We start from the raw sequence: 12,756 nt of genomic DNA on the forward strand, positions 1-12,756 counted from the left end.
AACGTTTACTCGGTTAAGGCCGCGACCTGTTGTCGGTAGCGTAGATAAAAGTGTTCATAAGCCAGCAAATTCGCCGCCTCGGGAAGGGTTTCACCCGCGTGGTCGAGGCGTACGCAACGCTGGCACAATTGCGCCAGGGTTTGACGACCTGCACCCACACACCAGGCAGCCTGGATGGCCGCGCCCAGGGCGGCGGCTTCGCTTTGTTCGGTGCAGACCACCGGGGTGTTCATGATGTCGGCGACGATCTGGCGCCACAGCGGGCTTTTCGAGCCGCCACCCACCAGTCGTATGGTGTGGCTTTGCAAACCGTTTTGGCGCAGCAGGTCCAGGCCGTAGCGCAGGCCATAGGTAGTGCCTTCGATGGCGGCCCGGCACAGATTGGCCTGAGTCATGTTGGCCAGGGTAAGGCCCTGGAAACTGCCGCTGGCATCGGGCAGGGCCGGTACACGCTCGCCATTGAGAAAGGGCAGCAGGCTAACCCCTTCAGTGCCAATCGGTGCCTGACTGGCCAGTTGATTGAACGCATCGAGTGGCAACCCGAACAACTCGCGCACGGCGCCTGTGACATTGGTCAGGTTTAAGGTGCAGATCAAGGGCAGCCAACCACCGCTTGACGAGCAGAAGCTGGCCACCGAGGTGTCCGGGCTGACCTGCGGCTGCGGATCAAAGCCGTACACCGTGCCGGATGAGCCCAGGCTCATGGTGATGATCCCAGGTTCAATATTGCCGGTGCCAATGGCACCGAGCATGTTGTCGCCACCACCGCTGGACACCACGGCGTCGGGGTTCAGCCCCAGCAACCGGGCAATCTGCGGGCGCAAGCCGCCCACTGGCTGGTGAGACTCGATCAACTCAGGCAGCGCCTGTTCAAGACGGCGATCCGGGTCGATATGGCGCAGGATATCGAGGTCCCACTGGCGGCTGCGGACATCGAAATAGCCGGTGCCCGAGGCATCGCCGTACTCGCTGCAACAGCGGCCGGTGAGCCAGTAATTCAGGTAGTCATGGGGCAGCAGGATATGGGCAATCTGCGCAAATACTTGAGGGTGATGGATTTTGGTCCATAGCAGTTTGGAAACGGTGTAGCCCGGTGCGATGACCAGACCCAGTCGCTGCATGGAGCCCGTTTCACCCCCTAGCCATTCCAGCAACTGGCGGTTTTCGGGAGCCGACTCGGTATCGCACCAGAGTTTGGCCGGGCGCAATACTTCACCGTGCTTGTCCAGCAGCACCAGTCCGTGTTGCTGGCCCGAGACGCCGATGCCCTGAATCTGCTGGCCGCTGACACCGGCCTGGGTCAGCGCGCGTTGCGTGGCTGTGGTCAATGCCTGCAACCATTGCTCGGTGTCCTGCTCGCGGCGGCCGTGCTCACCCTGGGTCAGTGTATGGGGCGCAGTGCCCAACCCCAGCACCTGGCCGCTGTGGCTGTCGAGAATCAGTGCTTTGGTGCCCTGGGTGCCGCAGTCGATGCCCAGGAATAAGGTGCGAGTGTTCATGCAGAACCTGTTTGTGGCCAGATCAAAAACCCACCCCCCAGCCTCGGAGAAAGGGGGGGGGGTGAGGGCTGTTCAAAGATGCAGCAGTTTCTCCAGCGTCCCGCTCACGCCCGCTTCACGCAAGCTGTTCAGACACCACTCAAAGGCCGCCACAAACTCGGCCGACTGGGCGATGGCAGTGCCAAAAATCTCTTCCACTCCCAACAGTCGCTGCACGATCAGCGCATCCTCCGCGACCAAAGCCTGGCAAAACACGGCTCGTGGATCGGGAATGTCATAGGTTTGCCCGTTCTCGTCCACACCCTTGAGGTACAGCGCCCAGGCAGCCACCACCAGTGCCGCACGCTTAAGCTGCGCGCCATCGCTGATCAGGCGATTGATGGTTGGAATGGTGAATTTGGGAAACTTCGACGAACCGTCAGAACACACGCGCTCCAACTGGTCGGCAATGGCCTGATTGGAAAAACGCTGGACCAGGGTGTCTTTGTAAACCGCAAGGTCGATGCCTGGCACCGGTGCCAGCTGCGGCGTCACGTCCAGGTCCATGTAGGCCCGCATGTAGGCTACGAACAAGGGGTCATTCATGGTCTCGTGGACAAAGCGATAGCCTTTGAGAAACCCCAGGTAGGTCAGCGCCAGGTGACTGCCGTTGAGCAGTTTGATTTTCATCTCTTCATAGGGCGTGACGTCATCCGTGAGCTGAACACCTACGGTTTCCCATGCCGGACGGCCATTGGCGAACTTGTCTTCCAGCACCCACTGGATAAAGGGTTCGCACACCACTGGCCAGGCATCTTCGATCCCCAACTGGTCCTGCAGTTGCTGGCGATGGGCATCGCTGGTCATGGGGGTAATGCGGTCCACCATTGCATTGGGAAAGCTGACATTGACGGCGATCCAGTCATGCAAATTCATATTGCTCAGCGCGGCGAAGGCCAGCAGCGCCTTGCGCGCCACCGCGCCGTTGTGGGGCAGGTTATCGCAGGACATGACAGTAAATGCCCGGGTGCCGTTGGCTCTGCGTCGGGCGAGGGCAGCACAGAGCACGCCAAAGACCGTTGTGGGCGTTTCGGGATGGGACAGGTCGTGCTGGATGGGCGCCAGTGAGGCCATGAACTCTCCACTGCTGTCGTCAATGCAATAACCACCTTCAGTGATGGTCAGTGAGACGATGCGAATGGCCGGGCTGGCCAGTTTGTCGATCAGCGCCCGAATGTCGTCTTCAGCCAGCAGCATGTCACTGATGGAGCCAATGATCCGGCTTTGGTTATCGTCGCCATCACCCAACTCGAACAGGGTGTAGAGGTAGTCCTGACTGGCGAGATCGTCTCGCACCTTGCGGTCCTCGGCGCGCAGGCCGATGCCGCAGATGCTCCAGTCAAGATCACGGCCCTGGCTCATCAGGGCATCGGTGTAATACGCCTGATGGGCGCGATGAAAGCCGCCCACCCCGATATGTGCAATGCCATGTTGCGTATGGCTTGCAAGATAGGCGGGCTTGGCCACTTTGTCGGTGAGGTTATCGAGATTCAGGCGATTAAGTTTCATGGTGCTATCTCAAAAAAGGTCGTCAGCGTCAGGCCGCAGCGCGCAATGGGCGGGTGAGAGCCAGCCCGTCAGCATCGAACAGATGGCAATGCTCACTGTCCAGATGCAAGCTCAATTGCTCGCCGTACTGGCTTGCCATATCGCCCCTGATTCGCATAGTCAGTGGTTCGCCGCAGGCGGTTATTACGTGGCAGTAGGTGTCGCTACCCAGGCGTTCGCCGACATCGGCCGTGACGCTGAGGGCACATTCACCGGGTTTGGCAAGGTTCAGGTGTTCCGGGCGGATGCCCAGAGTGACGGGGCTGCCCAGGCTCAGCGAGGCGCCGCTCAGGGGCAACTGGATACGGGTGCCGGCGTCCAGTTCGACTTCACAGCCCTGGCTATCGAGGCGAGTGATCTTGCCTTTCAAAAAGCCCATTTTAGGTGTGCCCAGAAAACCTGCGACAAACAGGTTGGCCGGCTGGTGATACAGATCCAGGGGCGAGCCGACCTGCTCGATTTTACCGGCATTGAGCACCACTACTTTGTCGGCCAGGGTCATGGCTTCGACCTGATCGTGGGTGACGTAAATCATCGTGGCTTGCAGCTCCTGGTGCAGGCGCGCCAGTTCCAGGCGCATTTGCACCCGCAGGGCGGCATCGAGGTTGGACAGTGGTTCGTCAAACAGGAAGATTTTCGGGTTGCGCACGATCGCACGTCCAATGGCCACGCGCTGACGCTGGCCGCCGGACAAGTGTTTGGGTTTGCGCTCAAGCAACGGCGCAAGCTCAAGGATCCGTGCCGCCTCGCTGACTTTTTTCTCGACTTCGGCTTTAGGTACGCCCGCCAGATCGAGGGCGAAGGACATGTTTTTGCGCACGCTCATGTGCGGGTACAGGGCGTAGGTCTGGAACACCATCGCCAGATCGCGCTTGGCCGGGCTGACCTGGGTGATGTCGCGACCGTCCAGCTCGATAGTGCCGTCAGTCACTTCTTCGAGCCCGGCAATCAGGCGCAGCAACGTTGATTTACCGCATCCCGATGGCCCGACAAATACTACGAATTCGCGGTCATGCACTTCAAGGTCGATGCCCTTGATGATGGAAAAGCCTTCAAAACCCTTTTGCAGATTCTTGATTTTCAGGTTGGCCATGATGAGCCTCCAGTCATTATTGTTATTTAACCGCGCCGAAGGACAAGCCGCGTACCAGTTGCTTCTGGCTGATCCAGCCGAAAATCAGGATGGGCGCGCAGGCCAGTGTCGACACCGCTGACAACTTGGCCCAGAACAGGCCTTCGGGGCTTGAGTAGGACGCGATCAGCGCAGTCAGTGGCGCCGCACTGGACGAGGTCAGGTTCAGCGACCAGAAGGCCTCGTTCCAGCACAGGATCAACGACAACAGCAGGGTTGAGGCCAGACCGCCCTTGCTGATGGGCAGCAGCACACGAACCACCTCTTGCCACAGAGTGGCACCGTCAAGGCGGGCGGCTTCGAGGATGTCCTTGGGGATGTCCTTGAAGTAGGTGTAAATCATCCACACCACGATCGGCAGGTTGATCAGGGTGTAGATGATGATCAGCGCCGTGCGGGTATCGAGCAGGCCGAAGGTCTTGGCCAGGAGGTAGATCGGCATCAATACGCCCACGGGCGGCAGCATTTTGGTGGAGAGCATCCACAGCAGCGTGCCTTTGGTGCGCTTGGTTTCGTAGAACGCCATCGAATAGGCCGCCGGAATCGCGATCAGCATGCACAGGGCGGTGGCGGTGAACGAGATCACGACCGAGTTCCAGGCAAAGTGGAAGTAACCGCTGCGATCCTCGATGTGCAGGTAGTTTTCCAGAGTCGGGGTAAAGATGAACTGTGGCGGCGTGGCAAATGCATCCAGCTCGGTTTTAAAGCTGGTCAGCACCATCCAGAAGATCGGAAAGAAGATCAGGATGGCGATGGCCCAGGCCAGGGTGCCGAGCAGCAGGCTTTGCAGGCGGCGGGATTGTTGAAGAGTCATCACTGGGCCCTCACGGCTTGTCAGTCAGGTTTTTGCCGAGCATGCGCACCAGAATGATGGCCGCGATATTGGCGATGATGACGGCGATCAAGCCTCCGGCCGAGGCCATGCCCACATCGAACTGCACCAGCGCCTGGTTGTAGATCAGGTACGCCAGGTTGGTCGACGCATAGCCCGGACCACCGTTGGTGGTGGTAAAGATCTCGGCGAAGACCGACAGCAGGAAGATGGTTTCAATCATCACCACAACGGCAATGGGGCGCGCCAGATGGGGCAGGGTCAGGTGCCAGAAAATCGCAATGGGCCCGGCGCCATCCAGTCGGGCGGCTTCTTTTTGTTCCTGGTCCAGCGACTGCATGGCTGTCATGAGAATCAGGATTGCGAAGGGCAGCCATTGCCACGACACAATGATGATGATCGACAGCAACGGGTAGTGCGCGAGCCAGTCGACAGGTTGAGCGCCGAACAGCTTCCACACGGCGGCCAGCACGCCGGACACAGGATGGAAAATCAGGTTTTTCCAGATCAGCGCGCCCACCGTGGGCATGATGAAGAACGGTGAGATCAACAGCACCCGCACGATGCCGCGGCCCATGAACTCACTGGCTTCAAGCAGGGCGCTGATCAATACGCCGAGCACCACGCTGATCAGCAAGACACTGCCTACCAGCAACAGGGTATTGGACGCTCCGGGCAAGAAACCGGAGTCGGTGAGGAAGTAGGTGAAATTTTCCAGCCCCACAAACTGGTTTTCACCGGGGTACAGCAGGTTGTAGCGGATCAGCGAGAAATAGAGGGTCATGCCCAGTGGCACGATCATCCACAGCAGCAAGAGCGCCACTGAAGGCGTGACCAGAAACCAGCCCGGGTTGAACAGCCGCGATCGGCGCGCCGCTATAACGGTTGAAGTCGTCATCGTGAGTACACCTGAATTGCTTTAAGTGGGAGCGAGCCTGCTCGCGAAGGCCATTCGCGAGCAGGCTCGCTCCCACAGGAACTTCAGCGCCTACAGAGCTTGAGCCTTGCGCAAGCCAAGGTTGGATGCAGGTACTGCTATTTGGGATAACCCGCCCGTTTCATTTCGCGTTCGGTGGTTTGCTGGGCGGCTGCCAGCGCTTGGTCCACCGTGGTCTGGCCGATCAGGGCGGCGCTGAACAGTTTGCCGACCTGGGTGCCCACCGCCTGGAACTCGGGGATGGTCACCAGTTGAATACCCACATAGGGCACAGGCTTGAGCGTAGGGTCGTTGGGGTTGGCGACTTTCAGGGAATCGAGGGTGACTTTGGCAAACGGCGCTGCCTTGAGGTAAGCGTCGCTGTAGGTCGATGACCGGGTGCCCGGCGGAACATTGGCGATGCCGTCTTTTTCGGCAACCAGCGCGCCATATTCCTTGGAGGTGGCCCAGGTGCTGAAGGTTTTGGCGGCGTCCTTGGCTTTGGAACTGGTGGGGATCGCCAGCGCCCAGGAGTAGAGCCAGGCACTGCCTTTGTCGGTGACCGCCTGCGGGGCGAAGGTGAAGCCGACGTGATCGGACACTTTGCTCTGACTGCTGTCGGTGACAAACGAACCGGCGACACTGGCATCGACCCAAATTGCACATTTGCCGCTGTTGAACAGCGCCAGGTTTTCGTTGAAGCCGTTGCTGGTAGCGCCCGGTGGGCCCGAGGCCTTCATGGTATTGACGTAAAAGTTGAGGGCGTTCTTCCACTCGGGGCCGGTGAACTCAGGTTGCCACTGTTCGTTGAACCAGCGCGCTCCGTAGGCGTTGGCGATGGTGCTGATCAACGCCATGTTTTCGCCCCAGCCCGCTTTGCCGCGCAGGCAAATCCCGTACTGCTCCTGGTCCGGTTTGTTCAGGGTTTTGGCGAACTCGGCGATCTGCTCCCATGTAGGGTGCTCGGGCATGGTCAAGCCCGCGTCCTTGAACAGGTCGGTGCGGTAATAGGTCATTGAGCTTTCGGCATAGAACGGCAGGGCGTAGAGCGTGCCCTTGACTGACAAACCGTCGCGTACCGAAGGGAAGACATCCTCGATGGCGTAGGTGGCCGGCAGGTCGGTCATGGGTTCGAGCCAGCCTTTGGCTCCCCACAGTGCGGCTTCGTACATGCCGATGGTGAGCACGTCGAACTGGCCGCCCTGGGTGGCAATGTCCGTAGTCAGCCGTTGGCGCAAGACGTTTTCTTCCAGCACCACCCACTTGAGCTTGATGTCGGGGTGCTCGCTCTCGAAGGTTTTCGCCAGCTTTTGCATGCGGATCATGTCGCTGTTGTTGACCGTGGCGATGGTCAGGGTTTGCGCGCCCAGGCTCAAACCGCTGAGGGTCATGCACGTAGCGACACATAACGCTTTGACAGGAATATTCATTGAGCACTCCACTTCATCGGCCTGAGGCTTCTGAAGGACGGTTATTGTTTTTATAGCGGCTCGCATGGAGCAAGCGCCTGGGCGGATTACAGCCCTCAATCACCGTCGTGACAAATCACTGGCAACACTCAAACCGATACTATTTTGCACTGCGCAGACGTTCAGTCAGTCCCGGCTGGTTTTGCTCGGTCAAACGCTGCACTGCCAGACGCCGATAGTGTGATGGAGTCATGCCTTTTAGCTGCTGAAACCGGCGGTTGAAGTTGGAAATATTGTTGAAACCGGACTCGAAACACACGTCAGTGACGGGTTTTTCGCCATCGGCGAGCAGCTCGCAGGACTTGCTGATTCGCAAGCGATTGACGAACTCGATGAAGCAGCGCCCGGTGGCCTGCTTGAACACCCGTGAAAAGTAGGTGGGTTTCATGCCCATGTACTCGGCGACTTCTTCGAGGGGCAGTTCACGGGCGTAGTGGCTGAATATGTAGTCAACGGCCCGGTTGGTACGGTCGATGGTGTGCTCGTCTGCCAGCTGCCCGCAGGTAACACCGGACAACAACTGATAGTCATCACACTCTGCCAGCAGCTCCAGCAGGATCAAAAAATGTCCCAGGCGGGTAACGCCCGTGGCGCTGGCAATGCTCTGCATCAGGTCCATGGCCTTGCGGATTGTGGTTTTGCAACGAAACTCGATGCCGTAGTGGGCGCGTTCCAGCATCGGCGTCAGGGTTTTAAGTTCGGTGAACACCGAAGCGGCGTTATCGAGCAACTCATCGGTGAAGTTCACCAGCATGTCGCGCGTGGCAACCACTTCGCCTTCGGCCACCTGGCTGATCCAGTTGTGGGGCAGGTTGGGGCCGGTGAGGAACAAGGACTCCGGGTGGAAATTGCCAATATAGTCGCCGACAAACACTTTGCCGCTGCTGGCCACAATCAGGTGCAGCTCGTACTCCTTGTGAAAATGCCAGCGAACCAGAGGGCATGGGAAACCATGCTGACGATAAATAATCGACAAGCCATTGTGGTCGTCCATCAATTCATAAGACGGGTCTGTAGCTCTGGCGAGTCGAGTCATGGGCCTGTCTGCTCAAAGGTTCTTGTTGAGCCGATGATGACGTCTTCTCATACTTCCTGCCAGCGACGGTACGGCCAGACAAAGGATAAAGGGCAATGAAGACACTGTTGTTGATAGGCATGGGGGCAGGCGATCCGGAGCACATCACCGTGCAGGCGATCAATGCGTTGAACCGGGCCTGCGTGTTCTTTGTTCTGGACAAGGGCCAGACCACTGACGATCTGGTGCGTCTGCGTCTGGAAATATGCGAGCGCTACATCCGCGAGCCGCGTTATCGGGTGGTACAGGTTAACGACCCCAGGCGCGACAGTTCAACGCCCTCGTATACCCAGGGCGTAGAAGACTGGCATGAGCAGCGGGCGTGCGTGTTTGCGCAGTTGATTGATCACGAAATGGCCGACGGCGAGTGCGGAGCGTTTTTGCTGTGGGGCGAACCGGGGCTGTATGACAGCACCTTGCGCATCCTGGATCGGGTGCGGGCCAACGGTTGCACCGATTTCGACTACCAGGTGATCCCGGGCATCAGCAGCGTGCAGGCGCTGGCCGCCCGCCATCGGATTCCCCTGAATGATATTGGCCAACCGATTCGCATCACCACGGGGCGTCGCCTGACGGCTCAGGACCTGGACAACGTGGTGGTCATGCTCGACGCCCACTGTGCCTTCGAGGCCTTCGTCGATGAAGACGTCGACATTTACTGGGGCGCTTACATCGGCACAGCAGACGAGATCCTGATTGCGGGCAAGCTGGCTGACGTCTGCGAGCACATCAAGCAGAGCCGCAGCGCGGCCAGAAAGCGCAAAGGCTGGGTGATGGACACGTATCTGCTAAGAAGACGGCCTGTAGATTGACATGATTCCTACATCAAAGTCGGATCGTGATTACGGTGTCAATTCTGGGTGGGAGGTAGCTTTCGCGATTCAGACGAAAAACAAAAAGCAGGAAATACGATGATGCGTAAAGTTTCCCCGGCTTACCTCCCGGCAATAGATGGGCTGCGCGCCATCGCCGTTATCGCTGTAATCCTTTTTCATGCCGACTTTCTGAACGTGCTCCCCGGTGGCTTCACCGGGGTCGACCTGTTCTTCGTGATCTCGGGTTATGTGATCAGCCAGTCCCTTTGCGACCGGGGGCATTCGGGTTTTGTCGACTATTTGAAAGCGTTTTATAGGCGCCGGCTGTTGCGTATTTTACCGGCGCTGTTGGTTGTGCTGGTGGTTACTTTCCTGGTGTCGGCCCTGTTTGTGCCTCAGTCCTGGCTGAGTGAACAGAACAGTCGTACAGGGCTGGCGGCCTTTTTTGGGGTCAGTAATGTCGTGCTGGCCTGGAATCCCGATACCTACTTTTCTCCGGGCGCCGAGCTCAACCCGTTTTTGCATACCTGGTCGCTAGGGGTTGAAGAGCAGTATTACGTGGTCTTCCCGGTGCTGTATTTCCTGTGGCTTCGTTTTAATAAAAACAGCGCTCTGGTGTGGGCCGTGCTGCCGGTATTGGCCATCGCCTCGCTGGTGACCAGTGCCCTGGAGACAAAAACCGATCAGCTCTCGGCCTTTTACTTGCTTCCTGGCCGGTTCTGGGAGCTGGCCGCGGGCGCCATATTGTTCCAACTGATAGCGACGCGGCGCGCTTCACTGCGCTCCAGACCGCTTGCAAGCCTGCTGCTGGCAAGCGGTCTGGCACTGGTACTGGCAGGGTTTGTGTATGCCGAAGGCCAAGACTTCCCTTTCCCGTGGGCGATAGCGACGGTGCTGGGGGCGGTGCTGATGATCGCTGCGCTGGCACTCCCTGCCGATGGTTACGGCTCGCCGTTGCAGCGCCTACTGCAGGCGCCGTGGGTGACCTACATCGGTCGTTTGTCGTTTTCCCTGTATTTGTGGCACTGGCCCGTTGCGGTGTTTTTACGCTGGACCACGGGGACAGAGCTGCTGGTCGTCCAGTTAGTGTATCCGGTGGTGGTGATGGCGCTGGCGGCAGCCTCCTATCACTGGATCGAAATCCCCGTGCGCACCGGTAAATCAGCGTGGCAGCGCCAGGCCTGGAGTACATTCGCCTTCAGTTTCAGCGCTGTGATCCTGCTCTGGTGGTCGGCGTTTTGGGTGGCGGACAACACTGAGCAGTTATCCCTGAGCCAAACCCGTGACACCTACACCTGGTATGCCTATAGGCATTACCCAAGGGAAGACGTGCTAAAGATCGAGGACCCGCAGGTTAACGGACGGCAGCTTTTTGTGATCGGGGATTCACATACGGCGGCCTACCGAACGCTGCTTAACAGCGTGTCGCTGAAACTCGGGATCAAGGTGGTGGAGTACGAGCAGGGCGGGTGCAGTGTGGTGAGTCTGATGGCTGGTGATCCGGCGAGCTGCGCTGTTCGTCAGGAAGCCGACTTGCGAGATATCGAGAGCAAAGCCAATCCGGGGGACATTGTCTTTCTGGCATCCTTGAGAATGCCGGAAATGGAAAATGTAGCTTTTGAGCAGGCGCTGTCCCTGCAGACAGTAGAGAACCATGATGCGGCCCGAAGGTCCGCTGAGGTTGTGCTGGCCAGGCTGACAGCCGCCAAAATCCAGATACTGATGGATGCGCCCAAACCGCTGTTCAGGGCGCCCCCCAATCGCTGTTCTGACTGGTTCAATCGAATGAATCCAGTGTGCGCAGCTGGCCTGACGGTAGAAGGCTGGCAGCTCGAACGCTTGCGCGCGCCACAAATGCAGCTGCTTGACCAGTTGCAACGCGAGTACCCCAGCCTGACCGTCTGGGACCCGTTCCCGTTTTTATGTCCTGGAGCGGTATGTTCGGCCTATGACACCAACGGCCTGCCACTGTTTTTTGACTCGAACCATCTCAGTGGCCACGGAAACCGGGTGCTTGAGCCGTCCTTCAGAGCCGTTCTGCTGAGTATCTGGAGGCGCAGTTAGTCAGAGGCGATTCTTGGCTTCGATCCACTGCGACATGTATTGGGTACTTTTGTGCTGGTGATGTCGCAGCATCGCCCCGGTGAAGTTGTTACGCCGATGCTGCTCAAGTTCAGCGCGGCACCCCTGGATGCGCGCAACCAGCGCCGGGCCGTGTACCCCTTGCAGGTAGCGCGCTTCAAGCAGCGCTTGGCCATTGCGTTGGGCCTGATGCCAGGCCTCGGGGTTCTGGTACAGCTCGACCGCAGCCGCCGCGATTGCGCTGGCACTCTGCTCGATGGCACCGGCCCACGGCAGATCACCGTGCATGCCCTCGGCGCCCACGGGCGTGGTGACGTTGGGGGTACCGCACAGCATGGCATCGGCGATTTTGCCCTTGATACCTGCGCCAAAACGCAGCGGGGCCATGCAAACACGGGCATTGCTCATCACTTCGAGTGCGTCTTCTGCCCAGTTGAGCACGTGAAAACCCTGAGCCGGGTTATGCAATGCGGTGGCCTTGGGCGGTGTGTAGGCGCCGTAGACATGCAGTTGGGCGGCGGGCAGTTGCTGGCGGATCAAGGGCCACACATGGGTCTTCATCCACAGCACGGCATCCCAGTTCGGCGCGTGGCGAAAATTGCCGATGCTTAAAAAGTGCTGACGCTGTTCATACGGCACGAACGCCTCAGGCACGCTGTCGACCATCAGCGGGCACCAGTGCAGCAGGGCCTTGGGCACGTTGAACTGCTCGACCAGCAGATCGATCTCGTATTCTGAAATCATCAGGTTCAGGTCACTGCGATAGATCGCGGCAATCTCCCGTTGGGCCAGGTCGGCGTCGGCCATCTGCTCAAAAGTGTCGCGCTGCGCCGGGGCGAACAGGCTGCTGAAATCGTCCTGCTCGGTGTTTTGCTTGAGCCGCGCCTTGAGTTGCAGGTGACGGGCATCGCGCAGGCTTTGCAGATCGGAGGTTTCCAGCACGCGCAAGGCTTGGGGGCAATGCTTCTCGACGCGCCAGCCGAATTGCTCTTCCATCATGAAACGGTCGAATAGCACGATATCCGGGGCCAGTTCGGTGATAAAGGCATCAAAGCTGCTGTTATTGAGCTGGATCGTGACTTCGTCGATGCCTAGCGCTGCAAGGTCGGCCTTGTGCTCGCCAATCCCGGCCGGGCTGCTGAACGTGATCTGCCAGCCTTGCTGCAAGAAACTCTCGATGATTTGCATCATGTGCCCGCCCGCCGCCGAAGAGCGCGGTTCGGGCCACACGTAACCAATGATCAGGACGCGGGTCGGGCAGGTGGAGGGCATGGGCAGATCCTTGAAGCAGGGCGGCTAAAAAAAGGTGGCAATTAGAACACAAGTGCATGCAGCACCGATCCCTGCAG

The 12,756-nt window shown here is 58.9% G+C and carries 10 protein-coding genes; 2 read left to right on the plus strand and 8 right to left on the minus strand.

Annotated features, from left to right (window positions below; translation table 11 throughout):
- Positions 1-5 precede the first annotated feature (5 nt).
- The 7 genes from xylB to TU76_RS14295 form a co-directional block, all read right to left on the minus strand.
- Positions 6-1,499, minus strand: coding sequence for a xylulokinase (gene xylB / locus TU76_RS14265; protein ID WP_048351906.1), 1,494 nt, complete (start codon positions 1,497-1,499; stop codon positions 6-8).
- A gap of 72 nt (positions 1,500-1,571) precedes the next feature.
- Positions 1,572-3,047 carry a mannitol dehydrogenase family protein gene (locus TU76_RS14270; protein WP_046810102.1) on the minus strand — a complete coding sequence of 492 codons (1,476 nt, stop codon included), beginning with the start codon at positions 3,045-3,047 and terminating at the stop codon, positions 1,572-1,574.
- A gap of 28 nt (positions 3,048-3,075) precedes the next feature.
- Positions 3,076-4,179 (minus strand): ABC transporter ATP-binding protein, encoded by a 1,104-nt coding sequence (locus TU76_RS14275; protein WP_019827182.1) that lies wholly within the window; start codon positions 4,177-4,179, stop codon positions 3,076-3,078.
- Between the two features lie 22 nt (positions 4,180-4,201).
- Positions 4,202-5,035 (minus strand): carbohydrate ABC transporter permease, encoded by an 834-nt coding sequence (locus TU76_RS14280; protein ID WP_037032568.1) that lies wholly within the window; start codon positions 5,033-5,035, stop codon positions 4,202-4,204.
- A 7-nt stretch (positions 5,036-5,042) separates the two neighbouring features.
- A complete protein-coding gene (locus TU76_RS14285; protein ID WP_048351907.1) occupies positions 5,043-5,948 on the minus strand; it encodes a carbohydrate ABC transporter permease in 906 nt (301 codons plus the stop codon).
- A 137-nt stretch (positions 5,949-6,085) separates the two neighbouring features.
- Positions 6,086-7,396 (minus strand): ABC transporter substrate-binding protein, encoded by a 1,311-nt coding sequence (locus TU76_RS14290; protein WP_019827179.1) that lies wholly within the window; start codon positions 7,394-7,396, stop codon positions 6,086-6,088.
- A 139-nt stretch (positions 7,397-7,535) separates the two neighbouring features.
- Positions 7,536-8,471, minus strand: a complete 936-nt coding sequence (locus tag TU76_RS14295) for an AraC family transcriptional regulator (RefSeq protein ID WP_046810876.1) — start codon at positions 8,469-8,471, stop codon at positions 7,536-7,538.
- A gap of 95 nt (positions 8,472-8,566) precedes the next feature.
- Here TU76_RS14295 and cobF point away from each other — a divergent pair, with 95 nt between their 5' ends.
- Both cobF and TU76_RS14305 read left to right on the plus strand, forming a co-directional pair.
- Positions 8,567-9,322: a precorrin-6A synthase (deacetylating) gene (gene cobF / locus TU76_RS14300; RefSeq protein ID WP_048351908.1), complete on the plus strand. Its 756-nt coding sequence runs from the start codon at positions 8,567-8,569 to the stop codon at positions 9,320-9,322.
- A gap of 99 nt (positions 9,323-9,421) precedes the next feature.
- Positions 9,422-11,389: an acyltransferase family protein gene (locus TU76_RS14305; protein ID WP_231984097.1), complete on the plus strand. Its 1,968-nt coding sequence runs from the start codon at positions 9,422-9,424 to the stop codon at positions 11,387-11,389.
- On the opposite strand, the gene TU76_RS14310 is transcribed toward TU76_RS14305, so the two are convergent.
- On the minus strand, positions 11,390-12,679 hold the full coding sequence (locus TU76_RS14310) for a glycosyltransferase (protein WP_048351909.1): 1,290 nt from the start codon (positions 12,677-12,679) through the stop codon (positions 11,390-11,392). It abuts the gene before it with no gap.
- Positions 12,680-12,756: the final 77 nt, after the last annotated feature.

Origin of the sequence: Pseudomonas psychrophila (assembly GCF_001043005.1) — a bacterium.
Lineage (GTDB): Bacteria > Pseudomonadota > Gammaproteobacteria > Pseudomonadales > Pseudomonadaceae > Aquipseudomonas > Aquipseudomonas psychrophila.

What these genes read in the sequence shown, in the direction of transcription:
- TU76_RS14270 (WP_046810102.1), bottom strand. Translation starts at nt 3,047, where the DNA reads ATGAAACTTAATCGCCTGAATCTCGATAACCTCACCGACAAAGTGGCC.
- cobF (WP_048351908.1), top strand. Translation starts at nt 8,567, where the DNA reads ATGAAGACACTGTTGTTGATAGGCATGGGGGCAGGCGATCCGGAGCAC.
- xylB (WP_048351906.1), bottom strand. Translation starts at nt 1,499, where the DNA reads ATGAACACTCGCACCTTATTCCTGGGCATCGACTGCGGCACCCAGGGC.
- TU76_RS14310 (WP_048351909.1), bottom strand. Translation starts at nt 12,679, where the DNA reads ATGCCCTCCACCTGCCCGACCCGCGTCCTGATCATTGGTTACGTGTGG.
- TU76_RS14275 (WP_019827182.1), bottom strand. Translation starts at nt 4,179, where the DNA reads ATGGCCAACCTGAAAATCAAGAATCTGCAAAAGGGTTTTGAAGGCTTT.
- TU76_RS14295 (WP_046810876.1), bottom strand. Translation starts at nt 8,471, where the DNA reads ATGACTCGACTCGCCAGAGCTACAGACCCGTCTTATGAATTGATGGAC.
- TU76_RS14285 (WP_048351907.1), bottom strand. Translation starts at nt 5,948, where the DNA reads ATGACGACTTCAACCGTTATAGCGGCGCGCCGATCGCGGCTGTTCAAC.
- TU76_RS14290 (WP_019827179.1), bottom strand. Translation starts at nt 7,396, where the DNA reads ATGAATATTCCTGTCAAAGCGTTATGTGTCGCTACGTGCATGACCCTC.
- TU76_RS14305 (WP_231984097.1), top strand. Translation starts at nt 9,422, where the DNA reads ATGATGCGTAAAGTTTCCCCGGCTTACCTCCCGGCAATAGATGGGCTG.